The 23,313-nt window shown below is 47.4% G+C and carries 23 protein-coding genes and 1 tRNA gene; 16 read left to right on the plus strand and 8 right to left on the minus strand.

All coding sequences use genetic code 11. The features are described 5' to 3' along the window. Positions 1–154 precede the first annotated feature (154 nt). Positions 155–733, minus strand: coding sequence for an NUMOD4 domain-containing protein (locus tag EOO49_RS06800; RefSeq protein ID WP_290844013.1), 579 nt, complete (start codon positions 731–733; stop codon positions 155–157). Positions 734–956: 223 nt separating this feature from the next. On the opposite strand from EOO49_RS06800, the gene EOO49_RS06805 reads away from it, so the two are divergent. The 12 genes from EOO49_RS06805 to EOO49_RS06860 all read left to right on the plus strand — a co-directional run bounded on the left by EOO49_RS06805 (position 957) and on the right by EOO49_RS06860 (position 10,886). Further along, positions 957–1,736 carry a YgaP-like transmembrane domain gene (locus EOO49_RS06805; RefSeq protein WP_290844015.1) on the plus strand — a complete coding sequence of 260 codons (780 nt, stop codon included), beginning with the start codon at positions 957–959 and terminating at the stop codon, positions 1,734–1,736. A 71-nt stretch (positions 1,737–1,807) separates the two neighbouring features. After that, entirely contained in the window at positions 1,808–2,779 is a 972-nt protein-coding gene (locus tag EOO49_RS06810; RefSeq protein ID WP_290844016.1) for a YihY/virulence factor BrkB family protein, read from the plus strand. A gap of 93 nt (positions 2,780–2,872) precedes the next feature. Next, complete coding sequence (locus EOO49_RS06815; protein ID WP_290844017.1) at positions 2,873–3,166, plus strand: hypothetical protein; 294 nt, start codon at positions 2,873–2,875, stop codon at positions 3,164–3,166. 229 nt (positions 3,167–3,395) lie between these two features. Then, positions 3,396–3,659 carry a hypothetical protein gene (locus EOO49_RS06820; protein ID WP_290844018.1) on the plus strand — a complete coding sequence of 88 codons (264 nt, stop codon included), beginning with the start codon at positions 3,396–3,398 and terminating at the stop codon, positions 3,657–3,659. A gap of 1 nt (position 3,660) precedes the next feature. Then, a complete protein-coding gene (locus tag EOO49_RS06825) occupies positions 3,661–4,416 on the plus strand; it encodes a dienelactone hydrolase family protein (protein WP_290844020.1) in 756 nt (251 codons plus the stop codon). A gap of 385 nt (positions 4,417–4,801) precedes the next feature. After that, the gene (locus EOO49_RS06830; protein WP_290844022.1) at positions 4,802–5,950 is read left to right on the plus strand and encodes a DUF3667 domain-containing protein; all 1,149 of its coding nucleotides are present in this window, start codon (positions 4,802–4,804) and stop codon (positions 5,948–5,950) included. A 49-nt stretch (positions 5,951–5,999) separates the two neighbouring features. Continuing rightward, positions 6,000–7,019 (plus strand): M28 family peptidase, encoded by a 1,020-nt coding sequence (locus tag EOO49_RS06835; RefSeq protein ID WP_290844024.1) that lies wholly within the window; start codon positions 6,000–6,002, stop codon positions 7,017–7,019. A 122-nt stretch (positions 7,020–7,141) separates the two neighbouring features. Continuing rightward, complete coding sequence (locus EOO49_RS06840) at positions 7,142–7,351, plus strand: hypothetical protein (protein WP_290844025.1); 210 nt, start codon at positions 7,142–7,144, stop codon at positions 7,349–7,351. A 225-nt stretch (positions 7,352–7,576) separates the two neighbouring features. Then, complete coding sequence (locus EOO49_RS06845) at positions 7,577–8,728, plus strand: Gfo/Idh/MocA family oxidoreductase (RefSeq protein ID WP_290844026.1); 1,152 nt, start codon at positions 7,577–7,579, stop codon at positions 8,726–8,728. A gap of 150 nt (positions 8,729–8,878) precedes the next feature. Continuing rightward, entirely contained in the window at positions 8,879–9,358 is a 480-nt protein-coding gene (locus EOO49_RS06850) for an RNA polymerase sigma factor (RefSeq protein WP_290844027.1), read from the plus strand. After that, the gene (locus EOO49_RS06855) at positions 9,339–9,926 is read left to right on the plus strand and encodes a hypothetical protein (protein WP_290844029.1); all 588 of its coding nucleotides are present in this window, start codon (positions 9,339–9,341) and stop codon (positions 9,924–9,926) included. The genes EOO49_RS06850 and EOO49_RS06855 overlap by 20 nt, the downstream gene beginning before the upstream one ends. Before the next feature lie 36 nt (positions 9,927–9,962). Next, positions 9,963–10,886, plus strand: a complete 924-nt coding sequence (locus EOO49_RS06860) for an alpha/beta hydrolase (protein WP_290844031.1) — start codon at positions 9,963–9,965, stop codon at positions 10,884–10,886. Positions 10,887–10,970: 84 nt separating this feature from the next. Here the strand turns inward: EOO49_RS06860 and EOO49_RS06865 are convergent, their stop codons facing one another. The 7 genes from EOO49_RS06865 to EOO49_RS06895 all read right to left on the minus strand — a co-directional run bounded on the left by EOO49_RS06865 (position 10,971) and on the right by EOO49_RS06895 (position 15,518). After that, positions 10,971–11,225, minus strand: a complete 255-nt coding sequence (locus EOO49_RS06865) for a hypothetical protein (protein WP_290844033.1) — start codon at positions 11,223–11,225, stop codon at positions 10,971–10,973. A gap of 141 nt (positions 11,226–11,366) precedes the next feature. After that, positions 11,367–11,846, minus strand: a complete 480-nt coding sequence (locus EOO49_RS06870) for a hypothetical protein (protein ID WP_290844035.1) — start codon at positions 11,844–11,846, stop codon at positions 11,367–11,369. A 96-nt stretch (positions 11,847–11,942) separates the two neighbouring features. Continuing rightward, positions 11,943–12,578, minus strand: coding sequence for a hypothetical protein (locus EOO49_RS06875; protein WP_290844037.1), 636 nt, complete (start codon positions 12,576–12,578; stop codon positions 11,943–11,945). A 471-nt stretch (positions 12,579–13,049) separates the two neighbouring features. Continuing rightward, positions 13,050–13,123: transfer RNA gene (locus tag EOO49_RS06880), tRNA-His, on the minus strand. Positions 13,124–13,186: 63 nt separating this feature from the next. Continuing rightward, entirely contained in the window at positions 13,187–13,903 is a 717-nt protein-coding gene (gene bshB1 / locus EOO49_RS06885; RefSeq protein WP_290844039.1) for a bacillithiol biosynthesis deacetylase BshB1, read from the minus strand. A 149-nt stretch (positions 13,904–14,052) separates the two neighbouring features. Then, entirely contained in the window at positions 14,053–15,093 is a 1,041-nt protein-coding gene (locus EOO49_RS06890; protein ID WP_290844041.1) for an isochorismate synthase, read from the minus strand. Continuing rightward, positions 15,090–15,518: a PaaI family thioesterase gene (locus tag EOO49_RS06895; protein ID WP_290844043.1), complete on the minus strand. Its 429-nt coding sequence runs from the start codon at positions 15,516–15,518 to the stop codon at positions 15,090–15,092. The genes EOO49_RS06890 and EOO49_RS06895 overlap by 4 nt, the downstream gene beginning before the upstream one ends. A 94-nt stretch (positions 15,519–15,612) precedes the next feature. Here EOO49_RS06895 and EOO49_RS06900 point away from each other — a divergent pair, with 94 nt between their 5' ends. The 4 genes from EOO49_RS06900 to purL all read left to right on the plus strand — a co-directional run bounded on the left by EOO49_RS06900 (position 15,613) and on the right by purL (position 23,296). Continuing rightward, positions 15,613–17,136, plus strand: coding sequence for a T9SS type A sorting domain-containing protein (locus tag EOO49_RS06900; protein ID WP_290844045.1), 1,524 nt, complete (start codon positions 15,613–15,615; stop codon positions 17,134–17,136). Positions 17,137–17,184: 48 nt separating this feature from the next. Continuing rightward, complete coding sequence (locus EOO49_RS06905; protein ID WP_290844047.1) at positions 17,185–18,693, plus strand: hypothetical protein; 1,509 nt, start codon at positions 17,185–17,187, stop codon at positions 18,691–18,693. Positions 18,694–18,901: 208 nt separating this feature from the next. Then, complete coding sequence (locus EOO49_RS06910; RefSeq protein WP_290844049.1) at positions 18,902–19,069, plus strand: hypothetical protein; 168 nt, start codon at positions 18,902–18,904, stop codon at positions 19,067–19,069. Between the two features lie 564 nt (positions 19,070–19,633). Next, positions 19,634–23,296 (plus strand): phosphoribosylformylglycinamidine synthase, encoded by a 3,663-nt coding sequence (gene purL, locus EOO49_RS06915; RefSeq protein WP_290844050.1) that lies wholly within the window; start codon positions 19,634–19,636, stop codon positions 23,294–23,296. Positions 23,297–23,313: the final 17 nt, after the last annotated feature.

Genomic DNA, 23,313 nt, shown 5'->3' on the forward strand with positions numbered 1-23,313 from the left:
GATTTTTGACTGACTTGGATTTGAGGAGGAACGCTCCGCCTGCCAACCGTGTTTTCGGAAGCCACAAGTTACGCAAATCAAGCTACCGTTTACCGACTATGTCAAATAAAAAAAGCAGGCTAAAAACCTGCTTTCCATTGTATTGCAAAAAATCTTATACTTCGATGTGTCCCCAATTCTCGCCTCTCTTGATGCGATACAATTGCATCTCGCTCACGCCGAACTGTTTGGCGAGAATCTTGAGGCGCGTCTTGCGGTTCGGATCCATGATTTGTTTTTTGAGGCGGATGACCTGAGTGATAGTCAGCTTGTGGCCGTCTGACTTCTTTCGGTCTTCAAGCTGCTTCTTCTTGGCGGCCTGAACGTAAGGACTTTTCTTGTAGAAATCGAGGAATTCCTCTTTGGTAACCCATTTCAGGTTCTTGTGGTGATCGTTCGCCCTTTGTCTGTCAAGGTGAATCAGGTGAACATGTTCTTCTGACGGTTTGTCGACGAAAAATTGTCCGACGAGCTTGTAGAGGAAAATGATCTTGTTGGTGATTTTTTCACCGTTGTTGATTTTGTAGGCAAGGACTCGGTATCCTTCGGTAGAACTACCTTTCAGTATCGTACCGTCGTCGAATTTTTCGGTAAAGCTCAGCAAACGTCCATAATTGGAAACCGCATAACGCTTGCGTAGTGGCGCGTCAATAACGATTTCCTCAAACGTTTCGGCAGCAAAGAGGCGCAGCATAGTCGTTTTAGGTTTAGTGGAAAATAATTGGTTTTTGGAATAACAAAGTTAGCATTAGGGTCGAATTGGCAACATTACCCCTATGTTATTTTGGTTTTTTTTAGGAAAAAGGGCGAAAAATGAAAGGGTTATCCGAAAAAAACCTACAACAAAACCATATTATCCTGTAAGGCAATCGCACGGGGTCAGGTCTAAATTTGTAACAACAACAAATCAGACCATTATGAAAACCGCAACCGACACCAAGAGAAACTTCTCGAAAATCGATTCTTCAGGAACCGATCCAAACCGATATGCAAGTGTTTCCAATTCTGACGAAGCCAGGACTTACCTCGGGGAAATCAAAAATAATTTCGGATACAAGCCAAACGTCTCGACCGTAGAAAGAATCGCGATGATCGCGGCAGGTTCGTATCTTTTGTACAAGGCCTTATCGGGCAAAAAGAAAAGCATTCCACAAGGGATCGCCGGCGGAACGATGCTGGCGCGCGGCATCAGTGGCTATTGTCCGGTCTATGACGTAGTGGGAAGCAACCCGAAACTGTCCGGAAAAAACGTGAACATCAACACCAAAGTGACAGTCGACAAAACGCCCGACCAAGCTTATAACGAGTGGAGAGATCTGAGTAACCTTCCGAAATTCATGAAACATCTGTCAAAGGTCGAAGAGATCGATCACCTGCGCTCGCAATGGACGGCGAAAGGTCCGGCGGGAATCGGACAGATCAGCTGGAAAGCCGAAATCCTGATGCAGGAACCGGGAAAAGTCCTGAGTTGGCACTCGCTTCCTGATTCGACGATCGACAACGCCGGAAAAGTCACGTTCAACGACATAGGAAACGGACAAACCGAAATCGAGGTCACGATCTCTTATCACGCACCGCTCGGAATCGCCGGGGAAGCCGCCGCAAAACTGCTGAATCCTTTGTTCGAAAATATGATCAGCCAAGACGTGACAGACTTCAAACACAACATCGACACGACCAAAGCGGCGTTGAATTAAGCCGATAAAACACCAAAAAGGAACACCGGATCGAGTCATTCATTCGGTGTTTTTCATTTAATCTGACCGATATGCTTATCACAAAAAAACAGGGTTTGATCGAAATCTGGAAAATGTTCAAACGCACTTTCCAGAATTTTATAGCCGACAGAGCGCTGAAACTGAGCGCTTCCCTATCCTATTATACCGTTTTTTCGATGGCGCCTTTGCTGTTGCTCATGATTTCCCTTTTCGGATTTTTCTTCGGACGCGAAGCCGTGCAAGGCCACGTATTCAAGGAAATCAACGGATTGATCGGGAACCAGGCCGCGATACAAATCCAGCAAATCATCACCAATATGGAACTTTCGGGCAAGACCAACGTCGCGCTCATCATCGGTATCGTGACTTTGATCGTTGGTGCGACGACGGTTTTTGGAGAAATCCAGGACTCGATCAACATCATCTGGAAAGTCAAGGCCAAACCGAAACGCGGTTGGGTAAAACTGCTCAAGGACAGGCTTTTGTCTTCCTCTTTGATTATCGGACTCGGGTTTCTGATGGTCGTTTCGCTGGTCGTGAACGGCGCGCTGATGGCTTTCAACGACTGGCTCAAAAGTTTCTTCCCTGAAATCACTTTGGTGATCTTCCAGGTTTTGAACGTCGGGATCACGTTTTTTGTCATAATGGTGTTGTTCGGAATCATTTTCAAGGTTTTGCCCGATGCCTACATCGACTGGAAACATGTAAGAATGGGAGCGTTTTTTACGGCCTGTCTGTTCATGATAGGACGTTACCTTATCGGACTTTACATTCAGACGACGAGCACTGGAACTGCTTACGGCGCTGCCGGATCGATGATCGTGATTCTCGTTTGGGTCTACTACACGGCGGCGATCCTTTATTTCGGAGCCGAATTCACGCGCGTTTACTGCGAATTCACGGGAGCGAAAATCCGTCCGGCGGAATATGCAGTCTACGTGGAAGAACATGAGGTTGAAAAAAAAATTGACGTCATTCCGCCAAGGCAATCCGAAGCGGAAATGCCTGCCGATAAAATTTGATCTGCAGTATATCCGAAATCTGAAAAACTGAAATCCGACAAACCGACAGTCCGACAATCCAAATAACCGAAAAACCATAAAAATCCAGAAATCATGAACGATATTGACCACAAACACGCCTTCGACGGAAAGCAAGACCGCAATTTCCACCAGAAACCATTTGACGATGTGACCGATCCGCTTCCGCAGATCGATGAAAAATCGGCTTCATTGGCCGACAAAACGCCCGAAAAAGAAACAGGTTCGGAAGAAGAAGACAAAAAAGGCGGAAAAGAACGCGATGCTGCCGGATTCGTCGAAGAAATCAACGAAGACGACGTGCGCGACCAAGGCGACAGCACCAAAGATTGGGATGCCGAAAAAAGCCAAACGGGTCGCCACAAATAGTCGCTTCGCTGCAAAACGAATTGGCAGCAATAGATTGAACCGAGGCGTCATTGTCGACCAATTGCGTTATAAACCCATACGGAATCAAAGTCGCGACATAAATCTTTTATCGTGGAAACTTTAGCCTGCATGTGGTATATTTGGGACAAAGACAGGACCAAAAATATTTGGCATCGAAATTGACTATGTGCTTTTGAAAATGCTATTTTTAAAACCTAAAATCCTCAATATGAAAAAGATGCTGTTTTTAGCTGCTTTGCTTTTGGGCGCTTACGTCACCGTACAAGCCCAAGACAGGCCGAAGAAAAAGACGGAAGCCGAAAAACCGCAGCCGTCCGTAAAATCAGAACCTACTCCCGAAGGCCAGGCCAACCGCCAGAAAGCCGAAGAGGAAATGAGAAAGGCTCGTGCCGAAAAACGTGCCAAGATGGAAGAAACCAAGAAAAACGTAAAAGGCCGGATCGCATCCGACACCATTTCAGGAAAGAAATAACATGAAAAAAATCGCCTTGGCAGTTGCGCTCGTGCTTACGACGGCAACTTTTGCCCAACTCAAAACTGTGGCTTACTCCGATGGTTCGCAAAAACTCAACGGAATGGCCATTGCGCCTGCAAAACAATCGGCCAAGAAACCCGGGATTTTGATCCTACCGGCTTGGATGGGAATTCAGGCGCACGAAAAAGAAGTGGCCGAAAAATTGTCCAAAATGGGCTATTCGGTTCTTATCGCGGACATTTACGGAGAAGGAAATTATCCGAAAACCCCCGATGAGGCGGGAAAGATGTCAGGCAAATTCAAGACCGATTACGCTTTGTACCAAAAACGCATCCAGCTCGCGCTCGACCAATTGGTGAAACAAGGTGCGAGTGCTGACAATATCGTCGCAATCGGTTATTGCTTTGGCGGAACGGGCGTGCTCGAAATGGCGCGTTCCAACATGAAAGTCAAAGGCGTCGTATCTTTCCACGGCGGACTCGCAAAAGACAAATCGCGCAAGAACGAACTTATTTCGACCAAAGTGCTCGTACTTCACGGAGCCGACGATAAATTCGTAGGAAACATAGACGATTTCCAAAACGAGATGCGGGACGGAAAAGCCGATTGGCAGATGAATTATTATGCCGACGCCGTCCATGCTTTCACCGAAAAATCGGCCGGAAACGACAAATCGAAAGGCGTGGCTTACAACGAAAACGCCGATAAACGTTCCTGGAAGGCTTTTGAGGATTTTTTGGAGCAAACTTTGTAAGAGGGAAATCTCAAATTCCAATCCCGATAGCTATCGGGACAAATCCCATCCCGATAGCTATCGGAACCAAGTTGGCATATGAAGAGCTCGGATTAAACCTTCGGTTTGCTTCGGGTTCGAAAAAAACAAAACGTATATAATAAAATGTGTGATAACTCCAGGCAAGCAATGTTTGGAGTTTTTTGTTTCGGAATAACACGTCGGTTTGCGATTCGAGCCAACTGAGCAAAGCGAAGCTTTGTGAAAGTCGTAGGTAACGTTTTGGGATTTTGTCCCGATAGCTATCGGGATAGGATTTGGGATTTGGGATTTGGAATTTGCTTTTTGGGATTTGCTTTTTGGGATTTCTAAGCCTATTTTTGGACAACCAACCAACACCAAACAAATGTCCGGACACAGCCCACTTCGCCAAGACAAGACGTGTTTGAACTGCCGCCACGTCGTAGCCGAGCGCTATTGCCCAAATTGTGGTCAGGAAAACACCGATTCACGAAAGACTTTCCACCATCTTTTCATCCATTTTTTCGAAGACTTGACGCATTATGAAAACGCGTTCTGGAAAACGATCAGGCACTTGCTTTTCAAGCCGGGTCGACTGACCATGGAATATCTTTCGGGAAAACGGCTTTCGTATCTCGCGCCTGTCCGACTTTACATCTTCATCAGTTTCGTGACTTTCCTGCTCATCGGAATGCTCAACAATTCCGGGCACGACGAGGAAGAATCGCACGAAGACCAGACCAAGACGGGAATGGCGCTGATTCCGACGACAGCCAACAAAGAACGCGTGAAAACAGCCGAGGATTCGTTGATCGAACAAGGACAAGTCTTGGCGATAAAGGACGGGAAGTTCGTTTTTATGGATGTGGATTCGGCCAAACGCACGAATGCGAAATTTCGGGTCGAAAACGAAAACGAAAAGGAAGAGGAAGCCGAGGACGAAAAATACGATTCAAAAAAAAATGGCTTTTTCGACATTTCGGAGTATGACAATGTGAAGGCGTACGATTCCGCTCAGGCTTTACTCCCGGAAAGCAAGCGCGACGCGGGCTTCAGCCACTTCATGCATCGCAGTATCATCAAGATCAACGACCGCAGCAAGGAAAAGGATTTCTTCAGGAATTTCCTCGAGGCTTTCGTACACAACATTCCCAAGGCGCTGTTTTTGTACATGCCGATTTTCGCGTTCTGGCTGTGGGTTTTCCACGGAAAGAAACGTTGGTATTACTTCGATCACGGCATTTTCACGCTGCACTACTTTTCGTTCATGTTGCTCACTTTGTGTGTCATTTTCTGTCTTGGCGCTTTCGCGGATTGGACAAATTCTGATATTCTGCAGAGCATCGTCGGATTCCTTTGGTTCATTACGATGTGTTGGTGGTTTTTCTATTTCTTCCGCTCGCACAGCCGATTTTACGGGGAATCGAAAGCGATCTCACGACTGAAAAGTCTCGCATTGTATGTCATCAACATGTGGCTCATCAGCTTCTTTGTTTTGGGATTGCTCATGTATACGGCACTGAACATGCACTGATGTAACAAATTGTCTTAAATTGCTACTTACGGAAAACTAACTTTTTGATATGAAAAAAATCCTGATAATAAGCGCGGCATTGCTCGTGCTGTCGTGTAAATCGACCAAAGCCGACCTGAATTCGGAGGCGACGGTGAACAAATACATGAACACGATCACGTCCGAAGAACTCAAGAAACACCTCACGATAGTCGCCTCTGACGAAATGGAAGGACGCGAAACCGGCTCGCAAGGCCAGAAAAAAGCGGGTCGCTACATGATTTCGCAATACGAAGCCGACAAAATCCCGTTCCCGAAAGGCGCTTCCGATTACTACCAAAAAGTGCCGGCCGCTTTCCTGAATGCCAAATACAACGAGAACCTGCCCGATTCAGAAAACATATGGGCGTTTATCGAAGGCACCGAAAAACCCGATGAAATCGTAGTCGTATCGGCGCATTACGATCACGTCGGAACCAAAAAAGGCGAAGTCTACAACGGCGCGGACGACGACGGGTCAGGAACTGTCGCGCTGATGGAAATCGCCCAAGCCTTCCAGAAAGCCAAGAAAGACGGTTACGGACCAAAGCGTTCGATCCTGATCTTGCACGTTACGGGCGAAGAACACGGCCTTCACGGTTCGCGTTATTACTCCGAAAATCCTTTGTTCCCAATCTCGAAAACCGTCGCTGACATCAACATCGATATGATTGGCCGCCGCGACGATCCGCATGCCTCGACCAACAATTACATCTACGTGATCGGCGCTGACAGATTGTCGACCGACCTCGACAAGATCGTGCGAGAACAAAACGACAAATTCATCAAGATGGATCTCGATTTCAAGTTCAACGACCGCAACGACCCGAACCGTTTCTACAGCCGTTCTGATCATTATAATTTCGCCAAACACGGCATTCCGTCGGTGTTTTTCTTCAGTGGCGTCCACGCCGATTACCACAAACCGGGAGACGAAGTCGAGAAAATCGAATTCGATGCCCTGACCAGAAGAACACACCTCGCTTTCGTGACGGCTTGGGAAATCGCGAATCGCCCGGATCGTTTGGTTGTCGACAAGGACGGAAAATGATTTGAGTGCAAAGTGCCCGAGTTTTGGAGGCAAAAAAATAGTCCGGAGGGTTTCTTCCGGATTTTTTTTTTTTTGGCGTTGCGGCGGCAAGTGCGAACTGCTTCTGCGACTGCCTTTCTGGAATGCCGCCGCCGGGCTATCCGCTGTATCTTTTGGGCGGCTGCTGGCGCGCCGCCCAAAAGGATGCCGCTGCTATCCCTAACGCTTGGGCTTTGGAGTCGGTTTTGGGTTGCGATTACGGTTGGGTTTGGAGCGAAGTCTTTGACTTTGCGATGGGCGTGACGGAGTCTGCGACTCCGACGAAAAAAGTTGTCGAAAACCTAGCTTTATAAAATCAAAGAACCTGTGTCAAATACGGAAAAACCTGGAAAGTTCCCAGCGACCAAATAGAAGACCCCAATACTTTCTCCAGCCTTTATGAACTTAATGTTCTTAATGGTCTTAATGGTTCGAAAAACTTCGAAATCCTGCTTATTTCCAAAGACGGTAAAACCTTGGTAAACCTAAATCCGTAACAAATCCAAAAAAAAGACACTAATGACTTAAAAGCGAATCACATGACAAAAATCACCAGACGCTCGTTCGTAAATACATTTGGCTTTGGACTCGGCGCAACCGCAGTTCTCTCAACCCTACCATCGTTCATCACCGAATCGGAGATTGGGAAAATCGACTACAAAGGCAAAAAGATAAATGTCGCACTTGTAGGACTTGGCCGTTATGCGGGCTATCTCGCAGAGGGCATCGCAAAATCACAGTTCTGCCAACTCACCGGAATCGTGACGGGCACGCCATCCAAAATCAAGAAATGGCAAGACCAATACAAGATCGCCGATCAAAATGTTTATAACTACGAAAACTTCGACCAAATCGCCAAAAACAAAGACATCGACCTGATTTACGTCGTCACGCCAAACGGTTTGCACAAAGATTTTGTCGTGCGCGCAGCAAAGGCTGGCAAACACGTCATTACCGAAAAGCCAATGGCGACCTCGATAAAAGATTGCGAAGCGATGATCAAAGCCTGCAAAGACGCGGGCGTGCAACTCGCAATCGGATATCGCCTGCACTTTGAACCCACGCATCTCGAATTGATGCGACTCGGACAGCAAAAGGTTTACGGGCAAGTCCGCTACATCGAAGCCGGTCTCGGATACAAAATTTACGATACGTTGGCTCAAACGCAATCTGCATCGGAAGCAACAGACTGGCATCTCAAGAAAAAATTATCAGGCGGAGGCGCGCTGATGGATCTTGGAATCTATTGCATACAGGCCGCGCGTTACGTTTTGGGTGAAGAACCAATTTCAGTCACGGCGCAATTTGGCGTTGTACACGACAAAATCAGATTTTCAGAAGTGGAAGAATCGATCTCGTGGCAAATGGAATTCCCGAGTGGTGCCATGGCAAGTTGCAACACGTCTTGCGGTTTCCACATCGACCGTTTCTACGCTTCCGCAGACGAAGGAAGTTTCGAGTTGAGTCCGGCCTTGAGCTACGGCCCTTTCGTCGGAAAGACATCCGATGGAAAAATCATCGAATTCCCCATCGTAAATCAACAACAAACGCAAATGGATGCGATTTGCAAAGCCTTGTTGGAAGCAAAACCGCTGCCAAGCCACATAACAGGCGAAGAAGGAATCAAGGACGTGAGAATTATCGAAGCGATTTACAAATCGGCGAATTCGGGCGTCAAGATCAAGATTTGAGGAATATGGAGATAGCCAGGCTTCCATAAACCACTTTAGTAGTCCGAAAACGAATCGGTTTCTCTTCAAATTGCCGTCAGTTCAAAAAAAATCACTCCAGATTTGTAACATTCGAACAACAGTCGTATCCAAAACAAAAACGACAACAAAATGGTATTCGAAACCATCTACCAAACGTATTGGAACAAAATCTTTCGGCTTTGCCGCGGCTATCTCGGCGATGACGATTGGGCGAAAGACGTGGCTCAGGACAGCTTCGTATCGGTTTACAACAACCTCGGGAAATTTCGCGGCGAGGCAAGTGTCGGCACCTGGATTTACAAGATTGCCGTGAACAACTGCCTGCGTCAGATCGAAAAGGACAAAAAGCTCCAAAAATCCGGCGTGCCCGAAAATATTCCCGAGCCGCCCGAAATCGACAACCAACCGCAAATCGACCTGCTTTACAAGTTCATTTCAGAACTCAAGGAACTCGACCGCATCGTGATCTCTCTCGAACTCGAAGACATCCGTCAAGCGGAAATCGCGCAAATCACGGGGCTTTCCGAAGCAAACGTGCGCGTAAAAATCCATCGCATCAAAGAACAACTCCTCAAAAAATTCCAAACTCATGGACACGATCGATCTTAAAGACATCTGGCAAAAAAGCCAACCTGAAATGCCGAACATCAAGGAAGTTTTGGCAAAAGCGACCCAATTCCAGAACAACTTCAAACGCAAAACCATTGGCGCGAACCTATTGCTTTTAGCCACGACCGCTTTCGTGATTTGGGTAATCTGGTATTATCAACCGCAAATGTGGACGACGACAGTCGGTGCCGTTCTCACCGTTTTGTCGCTAGTAATTTTCATCGGATTTTCAACAAAAATGCTGTGGGTGCCAAAACCGCTTGACGAATCCCAAGACGCAAAAAAAGCGATCAGTTCGCTTCGGAAACTCCAAAAAGACCAAGCGCTGTTGCAAACCACGGTCATGAACCTGTATTTCCTTTTCCTATCGGCGGGAATCTTGCTTTACATGATCGAATATGCGATGAAAATGCCGCTTGCCATGGCGATTCTGGTGTACGTACTGACAGCGACTTGGTTTGTTTTCAACTGGTTTGTTATCCGACCGAAAACGATTCGGAAACAACGCGAAAAAATCGAGGCCGTTATCGCATCACTTGAGCAAATCCAAGGGCAATTCGAGTCGTAACATTTCGGTAAAATTTTATCCAAACACAAAATTACCATGAAAAAAGCAGTGCTAGTTTCGTTTCTATTCGTCCTGAATGTTTGTTTCGGACAAGAATTGTATGTGAGAACTTTCGGAAATCCAGAAGACAAAGCCGTCATTTTCCTGCACGGCGGACCGGGTTACAACAGTGCATCGTTCGAAGTCACGACGGCTAAACCGTTGTCTGACAAAGGATTTTTCGTGATCGTCTACGACAGACGCGGTGAAGGCCGATCTACCGACGCAAACGCCAAATTCGACTTTGCACAGACCGACGAAGACCTTATTGGGTTATTTTCCAGATTCCAACTCAAAAAAGCGACGTTGATCGGGCATAGTTTTGGCGGAATGGTCGCCATAAAGTTTGCCGAAAAATTCCCCGAAAAAGTGAATTCACTCGTGCTCGTCGGCGCACCTTTGAATCTTCAGGAAAGTTTCGACCAAATCGTGGCCAGATGCCGAAAAATCTACGAGGACAAGAACGATTCCGGCAATCTGAATTACATCGGAATAATGGAAAAAATGGACAAAACGACGATGGAATATGCGTCCTATTGCTTCGGACATGCGATGTACAACGGGTTTTATTCGCCAAAAAATCCATCGGAGGCATCGAAAAAAATCTACTCCGAAGCCAAGGAAAAACCAGCATTCGGATACGCCTCAAAAATGACTGTCGAACCGCCGGCCGGATTCTCGAAAAACGAAAACTACACGACGCTCGATTTGACCCAAAACCTCAAGAATCTGGTAGCGAAAAAGGCGAAAGTCTTCGCGCTTTACGGAAAAGACGACGGTTTATATACGTCAGGACAAGTGGAAAAAGTCGGCGAAATCATCAGAAAACAGCATCTCGTGTATTTGGAAGATTGCTCACATTCCGTGTTTATCGATCAACAGGAAATCTTCATTGAATCGGTTGGAAATTGGAGCAAATAAAAAAGCCATCGCCAACAAAAGAGAATCAAAACAGGATTGGGTTTCGATGCGCTAAAGTCGCGATGGCCTGATATGTGGTGTGTTCTAGAACTTTTCGTTCTTGACGATCTGTACTTTCCCGGCCGGAACGGCGTCGGTCGTATCTTTGGTGATTATCACGTTGAGAATCTTAATCGGAAAATCAGGAACTTCATCTGCAGATTCCCGCATATCCTGGACTAGATGGTCGAAATCGTGAGCGTTCAGGACGAGAGAATCGCCGTGATCGATGCGATGCGTGATGATGTAATCGCGAATTCCCGCAACCGACATCTGGTGTATGACATTGAATGTTGACATGGTTATGTTGTTTTACTTAAAGATAACCAATCGATGGTGAAAACTCGGGATATTTAGGGTTTTGTTGGGAGAGAAAACATGTAAAGTTTCAAATTCCATCCCGACAGCTATCGGGATGGAATTTGGGATTTGTGATTTATTTCAGAATCTTCGCTTATACTCGGCCAACAACCAATCCGAAAAGAAAAGCGAATTGTAAGCATCCCGATTCTTCTCGTCGTTTTTCTCGAAAAAATCCAGTTTCTCACGGTACTTCGCCAGTTGTTCGGGCGTGAGCAGCTTGCGGTAATCTTCTTCCTGCCGAATCAGCACGTGCACGAATTGGTTTGTGTCCTTTTCGTCGTAGCTCGCGATCATTTTGTTGTAAATAGGCAGCAACTCCTGGTATTGATCGATGAAAAGTTGCTTGAACTTCGGATTCTGTTGCTCGGTGTAATTCACGATCTGGTACGTGACTTTCCCTTTGGTCTGCCAAAACGACTCCTCGCCTTTTTCGGCCTTGTGCACGAAAGTTTGCATCATCATGACCTTGGCCTCGATCGATTTGGAGATTCTGGCATCGTTGTTCTGGGAAAATCCAAGATTCAAACAAAGCAGCACAAGCAAAAACAAGTTTTTCATGGGTTCCAATTTGTACAAAAATAAAAAAAGCCCCAGACAAATCCGGGACTTCTTTAGGTTGCGTTGTTGTTTAAGGAAATAGTTGTTGTAGTTGTATCAGAATTCGTATCCGATCTTGAGCCCGATTCTCGGAACCCATTCGTCCACGTTTTTGTTGTCGATGTAACCTTCGCCCTTGATCTCAAGCTTCCACATTACGCCAATGAAAGGATCAATGGCGACCGGACCGGCCTTGATTTTGTATCCAAGTTCAGGACTGAAAAGCGAGAAGTAGGAATATGTCCCGTCGTCGGCGCCAGGACCGAAATCATCGTCGAACGAAATACGTCCGTAAGAAAGGTAATTGCCCAAATACGGTCCGCTGTTTTTTCCAAGGAAATAAGTGCGTTGCCCTATTTCGACTACGAAACCTTTTCCGTCAATTTCTCCTCCGGGAATGTCGTATTCCATCATTCCGTAAGCCACGTTCACGATCTTCGAGGAATAAAAACTAAAGCTTTTGTCGTTCATCGCCTTCGTCTTTTTGTTGCCCAGAAATTCCACGCTCAAACCAACTTGGTTCAATTCCGGAAAAGAGCCAAAAGCCGACACGGTAACTTTTTTGTCGTAAACGGTCGTCTCGCTCGCGGTTGTCGTTTTTCCGTCGATCGTTGTGGTTGTAGTCGTGGTCGTCGTCTGAGCGAATCCCGCCGAAAAAGCGAAAAGTCCGGTTAAAATCAGAAGTCGTTTCATGTGATTTGTTTTAGGTTATGAGGCGAAATTACGCAGCGATTTTAACACTGGCAAGCAATGTGGGAATGTTGTACGGGTGGCGATTTTAAGTGTAAACGAAGTTATTCGGAGGTACCGCAATTGATTTCTGCAACTGATACATTTTGTTTGGGCGTGCCGGCGGCAAAGCTTCCAACGACTATTTTTTCTGCTACTGCAATTGTGCGCCGCTATTGGCAAAAAGGCCGCCGTCGGGCTGTCCGCTGTATCTTTTTGGTTCGCTGCTGGCGCGCGAACCAAAAAGGATGCCGCTGCCATCCCTCACGCGGAGGTGTTTCGAGGACTTTTGCTGTTTGAATGGGGTTTGGGAGCGAAGTTTGCAACTTCGCGAAACGCGTGCCCGAGTCTGTGACTCGGAAAAAAACTCAGGAACTTAGCACTCAGTAGCTCCAAAAAAAAAACTCCCGATTTCTCGAGAGCTTCCAAATCTAGGGTGGATGACGGGGGTCGAACCCGCGACCTTCGGCACCACAAACCGACGCTCTAACCAACTGAGCTACAACCACCATGTTTTTGCGAGGGCAAAGATAGCGCAAATACTGTATTTCCCAAATATTTTTTTCAAAAAATTACAGCAAATCTCCTAAACTATTGACTGCCAAATAACGTTCGGTCGTAAAACCTTCGCCCATGTCGACGCCCACGAGCCGTCCAAAGTCCTGAAGGCGGTAATCAAGGCTTTCAAAAAAGTTCTTCGTGGCAATGGGAGTCACGGGATCTTTGCTGTCCGGGTCGTAAAACTGAGAAGAATAGGCCATGATCGCCTCTACCCTTTTGGCATTGAAACCAGAAATGTCGACCACGAAGTCGGGCTTGATATCTTTCCACTGAATGTAATGATAAACCACCTTCGGACGCCATTCTGCCTGTTTCTCTCCGTCATACTCCGTCTCGATCTTGCGCAGACCAGACAAAAAACAAGCATCCGAAACCAACTTGCTTCCCTTTCCATGATCGATATGTCGGTCTTCGATCGCGTTGGCCAAAACGATTTCCGGTCGATACTTGCGGATCATTCTTATAACCGCCAACTGATGTTCTTCATCATTGACGAAAAAACCATCTCTCATATTCAGGTTTTCGCGAATCGAAACACCAAGGATTTTAGCCGCATTCGCCGCCTCGATATCGCGAATTTCAGCCGAACCGCGCGTACCGAGTTCACCTCGAGTCAAATCGACAATCCCAATTTTTTTTCCAAGCGAGATTTCCTTCGCTATCGTGCCTCCGCAGCCCAATTCCACATCGTCCGGATGCGCCCCGAAGGCCAGTATATCTAATTTCATCACTTCAATGTTCGTTACTCGTTGTTCGTTGTTCGTTGTTCGTTGTTCGTTGTTCGTTGTTCAAAATTCTTTATTCAAAATTCGCCCTCATCATTCATCGTTCATTATTTATTATTCATTATTCATTATTCATTATTCATTATTAATTGTCACGACAGCGCCTTCCGAATCGTAAGCGACTTATTCACGGTCTCGAAAAACTCCTTTTCAGGCTCACTGTCCTTCGTGATCCCGCAACCGATGAACAATTGCGCCACACCGTCTTTGACCTTCATGCACCGCAGATTCACGTACAAATCAGTTCCGTCCTGCAAATTGAGTTCGCCCAAAAATCCTGCATAATAGTCGCGCCCGTAACCTTCGTTGTCCAAGATGAACTGTTTCGACTCGGCTTTTGGCAATCCGCAAACCGCCGGCGTCGGATGCAGGATCGAAATCACTTCTCCCAAATCGGCAGCGTCGTTGAGCGTTCCCGAAATGTCGGTTCTAATGTGTAGCAGATTTCCGGCTTTGGTCGTATAAGGCGCCCCGATTTCGATGTCCGACACAAGGCCTTCCAATCCGTTCCAAATGAAATCGGTCACAAAACGCTGTTCTTCCTTTTCCTTCTTTGGCCACGAAACTTCGGTTTCACCTTGAAATTTCTGGGTTCCGGCCAGCGCCATCGTCGCAAAATCCTTTCCATTGGCCTCGAGCAGTTTTTCTGGAGTCGCGGCCATCCAGATATCGGTTTCCGGATGAAACCACAAGTAAACGAAAGCCGATGGATAATTCGCGGCCAGTTTTCCAAAAGCGTCCAAAGCATCGAAATCCCCGATCGGGATTTCCTCCAATCGCGACAGCACGACTTTCTCGAAATCGCCATTCCTGATCGCCGAAACGCCTTTGGCAACAAGGATTTCAAAATTCAATTTGGCCTTGGCATCGATCTCGAGTTCGGGCGTCACGGAATTTGCCGTCGATACAATAAAATTCTCTTTCACGACATCACTGTCATTTTCAGGCAAAATCCAGCACAAAGCCGAATCGAAAGGCGCGAAAACAAACCCGGATTCCGTCCATTTGTTGCAGCCGTGGGAGACTTTCCCTCTTTGAAAAATTCCGGTAATGTTCGTTTGGTCGGGCTTCCTGAAAATGACGAAAGGTTTTCCCAGACTCAGGCTTTCGGCAGCTTTTTCGAATATTTTCATGCTTTCTTTCTTGGCAACACCATGTTTGTCAGTTTGCAAAGCGAGATCAGGTTGTCGCTTTCGTCGGTCACGCGAATTTCCCACAAATGGATCGTGCCGCCTTTGTGAATGATGCGCGCCGTGCCGGTCACGATACCGTTTCGCTTGGCTTTCACGTGATTGGCCGAAATCTCGATGCCGCGCACTTCCCTTTCAGAAGCGTCGACCAACATCAGCGAAGCCGCACTTCCCACAGATTCCGCCAAAGCGACCGTCGCACCACCGTGAAGCAATCCCATCGGCTGGTGTACTTTTGGCGTTACGGGCATCGTTGCTTGAAGAAAATCGGGGCCGGCGTCTACGAACTCGATCTCGAGCGTGGCCATCAATGTGTTTTCTTTTGAAAAGGCATTGCAGAACGCAAGCACTTTTTCCTTGTCGAACATAGTTGTCTATTTTGGGTAAAATTACGAAAACTTGTTGGCGGTCGACGTTTCGGCAATCCACAAATTCCATTACATTAGCGACAAACACCTGACTGTGAAAAAACTGTACACTCTTGTTTTTCTTTTTTGTTGCCTTTTCGGATTCGCCCAGTTTCCGACGCTGTCCTTTACCAAGACTATCGGCGGAAGTTTTGACGACTACCTTTACGATTTCGCGCCCGTTGCTGACGGTTATATCTGTTTCGGCTCTTCGGTCTCGTCTATTTCAGGCCTGAAAACCGAAAATTCGCGCGGAGGCGAAGATTATTGGGTCATAAAGATCGATTTTTCCGGCAACATCATCTGGCAGCGCACTCTTGGCGGAAGCGGACTGGACTGGCCGTCCAAAATCAGGGTCGCTCCTGACGGAAGCATTTATTGCAGCGGCAGCTCTAACTCAGGAATTTCCGGAGAGAAAACGCAGGCCAACCGCGGCGGATACGATTATTGGATCGTGAAACTCAGCAGCTCGGGCGCGCTTTTATGGGAAAAGACATTCGGAGGCGACATGCACGATTTCCTGCAAGATGTCCGGATCAGACCCGACGGAAAGCTTTTGCTCCTGGGCGCATCCGATTCCGGAATTTCGGGTGACAAAACCGTGGCGAACAACGGAACTTCCGGCCTTGGCGACTTTTGGCTGTTGCGGCTCTCGCCCGATGGGATTTTGGAATGGCAGGACACCTTTGGCGGTTTTGGACAAGAAAGCCAACCTTTCTTTTGCGAAAGTGCCGACGGCGGCTGGATCATGGCCGGACCGTCGCGTTCGGGCCTCTCGGGTGACAGAACCGTTCCGACGCTTTCTGCGGCTTCCGGCGATACGTGGATCATCAAATTTGACGCTTTCGACAACATTGTCTGGCAGCATTCCGTGGCGTTGAACAACATTATGAGCCTGGCCGAACTACAGAATGGCGATATCGTCGTGGCCGGACGCCAATTTTCGGGAATTTTCTACCAGCAACAAAAAATCTTCAGGATATCTTCCTCGGCTGTCAATATCTGGCAGCTTGAAGGAGCTTTGCTTACCGAAGGCGCTCCGATGGACAGCGATGTCGTCGGTTTGCCCGATGGCGGTTTTATCCATTGCAGTTACAACCACATTCAAGGTTTCCGATACATCCGCAGGGATTCGCAGAACCAGATTGTTTGGGAACGTCCTATGACAATCACCGCAAATACGAACTCGGGATCCAGAATGGGCGGACTCAAAATTGACGCGAACGGTTCGTTGGTTTGTGCTTCGGCGGCGTTCGAAGGAATTTCTGCCGACAAATCAGAGTTCGGGTACGGACAATTCGACTATTGGATCGCGCGTTTCGAACCGGAAGCGTTGGACACTAAAAACGTCGAAACCAAGAAAATAGTCGTGAGTCCGATTCCCGCAAAAGAAACCCTGAACATTTCGAACGCCAACGGAAAAGCCGAGATTTTCAACGCTTTGGGACAGAAATTATCCGAACACCAAGTATCGGAAACCCAAAACAGCGTCGCATTTCCTTTCGTATCAGGCCATTACATCCTGAAATTTACCGATGCGATTTCGGGCGCGACCCAATCGGTCAAAATCATAAAATAGCATACTTTTACGCCACAAAACACGTTAGTTTACGACAAACCTCACCAAATGCGCAATTTTATCATTTTAGGCTGTGTCCTGTTTTTGACCTTCCTGTCTTCTTGCCGAAGCGATTTTGAATTCCAGAAAAGCGTCGGCGGACTCCGGTTTTCACGCGACACAGTCTACCTCGACACGGTTTTTACAAACATCGGGTCGAGCACTTATACGCTTAAAGTCTACAACCGAAGCGACAAGGATATCAAGATCCCGACGGTTCAGTTGGGAAAAGGACTTTCGTCGAAATACAGGATTACCGTCGACGGAATGACAGGTGAAAACAATCGCATTTTCCACAATGTCGAGATGTTGGCCAAAGACAGCATGTACATTTTTATCGAGACGACCGCCGACGTGGCTGAAGCCGATCCTACAACGTTTCTTTACACCGACCAAATCCAGTTCGGAGAACTCGGAAATTTCCAGAACGTCGAGCTCGTGACTTTGATACAGGATGCCGTTTTCCTTTATCCGCAAAGGTTTCAGGACGGAACGACCGAGTCGCTCACTTTGGGAGAAGACCAGATTTACGGCTTTTACCTCGACCACGCCGACCACAACGACGAATACATTTTCACGAGTACGAAACCTTATGTGATTTACGGTTACGCCGGAGTGCAAGCTGGGGAAACGCTCACGATACAACCCGGAGCGCGCATTCATTTTCACGATGCCTCGGGAATTCTGGTCGAGAACGGCGCTACGATAAACGTCCAGGGCACGCAATCTTCGCCTGGAACGCAAGACGGACAAGTCGTATTTGAAGGCGACAGACTCGAACCGGGATTCGCCGAAACGCCCGGACAATGGGGAACGATCTGGATGTTGCCGGGAAGCGTCGGGAATTTTGACCACGCGACGATCAAGAACGCTGTAATCGGACTTTATGTGCAGAACGCGACCTTGAACATCAACAATTGCCAGATTTACGACCACTCGAATTATGGGATTTTGGGTCAGACGGCCGCGATTACAGGAACGAATCTCGCGGTAAACTCCGCGGGAGAATCGACGCTTTTGTGCTCGCTAGGTGGAAGCTACGATTTCACGCATTGCACATTCAACAACAATTTCCAGAGTTCGCGACAGACCGCGGTGACGGTAAACAATTACTTTTTGAACGAGGCCAACGCCCAGGTTCCTTTCGATCTGGTGAAAGCCGATTTCAAGAACTGCATCATCTACGGCTCGAACCAAGTAGAAATGACAATCCAGAAAGCGACGAATTCGACAGTGTTCAACTACAGTTTTGACGGATGTCTCGTGCGCTTCAACAATATGACTTTGCAGAACGAGGAAGTTTACAAATTCGACACGAATCCGGCATATTCGAACATGAGATTCAACGAGAACCCGAGGTTTTGGAACCTTAACTCGAACAATTTGAGAATCACGCCGGAATCAGGAGCCGTCGGACTCGCGACTCCGGTGAACCTGATCGCCAATGACCTTGACGGAAATCCCCGAACGAACGAATCGGGAGCTTATCGCGCCGCCGAAATTCCGGACGAGAACTGATTTTTGGAACACGGTACAAAAGCCGAATTTGGAACCCAGATTCGGCTTTTTGCTTTTCGGGCATTTTGGAAACAGGCTTGCGCTAGGGATAGCAGCGGCATCCTTTTGCCAACTTGCGAGGTTTTCCGACATTTGAAGATTTTGGCAAAAGATACAGCGGATAGCCCGACGGCGGCTCCTCGACTGCGCTCGGAGCCAACACTACATATTGTCACCAAAACAACCTCTTAATCTCGCCGCCGGAGCGCCCAAAGAAAGCACGGTTGCTGAAGCAGTGGCATATTTTCCCGATAAACTTAATGGTTCAAAAAAAGCCAGCAACTCAACTGCCCTAATTTTAAAAACCATTAAAACATTAAAAACATTAAGAACATAAAGGGCATTAATGGTTCAAAAAAGCGAGACGCCATAACTTTCCTAAACTATATTAATTGTTCGAAAAAATCAGCGAACAACCCTAATGTTCTTAATGCCCTTAATGGTTCAAAAAAAAACCAGCAACTCAACTGCCCTAATTTTAAAAACCATTAATAACATTAAGAACATTAAGAACATTAAGAACATTAAGAACATTAAGGGCATTAATGGTTCAAAAAAGCGAGACGCCATAACTTTCTTAAACTATATTAATTGTTCGAAAAAATCAGCGAACAACCTTAATGCTCTTAATGCTCTTAATGCCCTTAATGGTTTAAAAAAGCGAAGCGCCAAACTATCATGTTCGAAAAAATAAGCGAATAACCTTAATGTTCTTAACTCTCTTAATGGTTCAAAAAAGTAAGGTGCCTTAACTTTAATAAATAATCCTAACTGTAAGAAAAATCCGGGTGTGCGTAGCCAAAAACAAACCCAAAAATCCCACGGTTAAAAACTTCCAAAACACCATAAAAAAACTTCTTTTTTTAACTAAATTTGCACGCGTAAACACAACTCACTTACCATGATCCATTTCTTCGGAAACGCGAGCGATACTGTCTTTGCCGTCCAAACGCAAAACGAGCTCCCGAGCGAAACCATCTCAAAATTAAACTGGCTTTTTGCAAACGCGCATAAAATTGAAAAATCCGTTCTCGCGGATTTTTTTGTTGGACCACGCGCCGCCATGATCACACCCTGGAGCACGAACGCCGTCGAGATTACCCAGAATATGGGCATCGAAGGCATCGTAAGAATCGAGGAATTCCTCAAAGTCGACGCGAGTTTCTCGGGATTCGATCCGATGCTTTCGCAGAAATACCCCGAACTCAACCAGGAAATCTTCACGATCGACATCAAACCGGAACCGATTCTCGAAATCGACGACATCGCCGCTTACAACAAGCAGGAAGGTTTGGCCTTGAGCGAGGAAGAAGTGGAATACCTCGAGGATTTGTCGACCAAACTCGGACGAAAGCTGACCGACTCGGAAGTCTTCGGATTCTCCCAAGTCAACTCGGAACATTGTCGACACAAGATATTCAATGGAACGTTCGTGATCGACGGAGAAGAAAAACCGACGTCACTTTTCAAGCTCATCAAGAAAACCTCGGCTGAAAATCCGGGCGATATCGTTTCGGCCTACAAGGACAACGTGGCGTTCATCAAAGGTCCGAAAGTCACGCAGTTCGCGCCAAATTCGGCCGACAAACCTGATTTTTACTCCGAAAAAGATTTCGAATCGGTCATTTCATTGAAAGCCGAAACCCATAATTTTCCAACTACGGTCGAGCCTTTCAACGGAGCCGCGACAGGTTCGGGAGGGGAAATCCGCGACAGGCTGGCCGGCGGACAAGGTTCGTTGCCATTGGCCGGAACCGCGGTTTACATGACCTCGTATTCGCGTCTCGAAAAAGACAGGAATTGGGAAAACGGAATGGCCGAGCGCAACTGGTTGTACCAAACGCCAATGGACATTCTCATAAAAGCCTCGAATGGCGCATCCGATTTCGGGAACAAATTCGGGCAACCGCTAATTACGGGCTCGCTTTTGACTTTCGAGCACGAGGAACACGACCGCAAGCTCGGTTTCGACAAAGTCATCATGCTGGCTGGCGGAATCGGTTACGGAAAAGCCGATCAATCGATAAAGCAAAAACCCAAAGAAGGCGATAAAGTCGTCGTTCTTGGAGGCGAAAATTATAGGATCGGGATGGGCGGAGCCGCGGTTTCGTCTGCAGATACAGGCGCTTTCGGTTCGGGAATCGAACTCAACGCGATCCAACGCTCGAACCCGGAAATGCAAAAACGGGCGGCAAACGCAATCCGCGGGTTGGTCGAAAGCGACCACAATCCAATCGTCTCCATCCACGATCACGGCGCCGGCGGACACTTGAACTGTCTCTCGGAACTCGTCGAGGAAACCGGCGGAAAAATCAACCTCGACGCTTTGCCTGTGGGCGATCCGACATTATCTGCCAAGGAAATCATCGGAAACGAATCCCAGGAAAGAATGGGCTTGGTCATTGGCGAAAAAGATGTGGAATTCCTACAGAAAGTCGCTGACCGCGAACGTTCCCCAATGTACGAAGTCGGAGATATCATCAACAATAACAGATTTACGTTCGAGTCTGAAAAAACGGGTGCCAAGCCAATGGATTTCGCTATCGCGGACATGTTCGGCGCATCTCCAAAAACCGTTTTGAACGACGTTACCGTAAATCGCGACTACAAAACCGCGCCTTATTCGGCATCTGAATTCAAGACATATCTCGAAGCCGTGTTGCAACTCGAGGCCGTTGCCTGTAAAGATTGGCTTACGAACAAAGTCGACCGTTGTGTTGGCGGACGCGTGGCCAAACAGCAAACCGCCGGACCGCTCCAACTGCCGTTGAACAACGTCGGTGTGATGGCCTTGGATTTCAACGGGAAAGAAGGCATCGCGACCTCGATTGGCCACTCGCCTGTCGCCGCGATCATCGATGCCGCGAAAGGAAGCCGAACCGCGATTGCCGAATCACTTTCGAACCTCGTTTGGGCGCCTATAAAAAACGGACTTTCGGGTGTTTCGTTATCAGCGAACTGGATGTGGCCTTGCAAGAACGAAGGTGAAGATGCGCGTTTGTATGAAGCCGTCGAAGCCTGTTCCGATTTCGCGATTCAACTCGGAATCAACATTCCGACAGGAAAGGATTCGCTTTCGATGAAACAGAAATATGCCGATGGTGACGTGATTTCTCCGGGAACGGTGATCATTTCGGCGGCCGGAAACTGTACCGACATCAACAAAGTCGTCGAACCTGTTCTGCAAAGAAACGGTGGCGACATCTACTACATCAATCTTTCGAACGATGCGCACAAACTCGGCGGATCGTCTTTTGCCCAGATCCTGAACGTGATCGGAAGCGATGCGCCTGACGTGAAAGACGCGGCCAAGTTCAAAAAGACGTTCAACATTTTGCAGCAGTTGGTTTCGGAAGGAAAAATCGTCGCCGGACACGACATAGGAAGCGGCGGCCTGATCACCACACTTTTGGAAATGTGTTTTGCCGACGTGAATCTGGGTGCAACGATCGATTTGTCGGCGTTGAACGAAGGCGATTCGGTGAAATTGTTGTTTTCGGAGAATATCGGGATCGTTTTCCAGGCCGATGCATCGGTTGAAAAAACCTTCAAATCGAACGGGATCGAATTTTTCAGGATCGGACAAGCCACCGAGAGCCAGGTCATGCTGATCAAAAACGGATTGTTCATGTTCAACCTGAATGTTCCGGAGTTGAGAGATGTTTGGTACAAGACTTCGTATCTGCTTGACAGCAAGCAATCGGGCGAGAAAAAAGCCAAGGAGCGTTTCGACAATTATAAGAACCAACCGCTCAAATTCGAGCTTCCGACGCATTTCACGGGCAAAAAACCCGCAATCGATTTGTCGAAACCACGTCCGAAAGCAGCGATTATCCGCGAAAAAGGATCGAACTCCGAACGAGAAATGGCCAACGCGATGTATCTGGCAGGTTTTGACGTGAAAGACGTGCACATGACTGACTTGATTTCGGGTCGCGAGACTTTGGAAGACATCCAATTCATTGGAGCCGTTGGCGGATTTTCGAATTCTGACGTTCTTGGCTCGGCAAAAGGTTGGGCCGGCGCGTTCCTTTACAACGAAAAAGCGAAATCCGCACTTGAGAATTTCTTCAGGCGCGACGATACTCTGTCGGTCGGGATCTGCAACGGCTGTCAATTGTTCGTCGAATTGGGATTGATCAATCCGGGACACGAGATCAAACCGCGCATGTTGCACAACGATTCGGCCAAGCACGAAAGTTCGTTCACATCGGTCAAGATCCAAAAGAACAATTCGGTGATGTTGTCGACTTTGGAAGGCAGCACGCTTGGCGTCTGGATTTCGCACGGAGAAGGCAAATTCGAGCTTCCGATGTCAGAAGAAAACTACGGTGTCGTGGCCAAATACGGATACGAAGGCTATCCGGCGAATCCGAACGGTTCCCATTATGACGTGGCAATGCTTTGCGATGTCACCGGACGCCATTTGGTGACGATGCCTCATATCGAACGCTCGATTTTCCAGTGGAACTGGGCCAATTATCCGCAAGGACGCAAAGACGAGGTTTCGCCTTGGGTAGAAGCTTTCGTGAACGCGAGAAATTGGATTGAGGAAAAGAAATAAGTGCCATCAACTAACAA

This window comes from Flavobacterium sp. (assembly GCF_004295795.1).
GTDB lineage: Bacteria > Bacteroidota > Bacteroidia > Flavobacteriales > Flavobacteriaceae > Flavobacterium.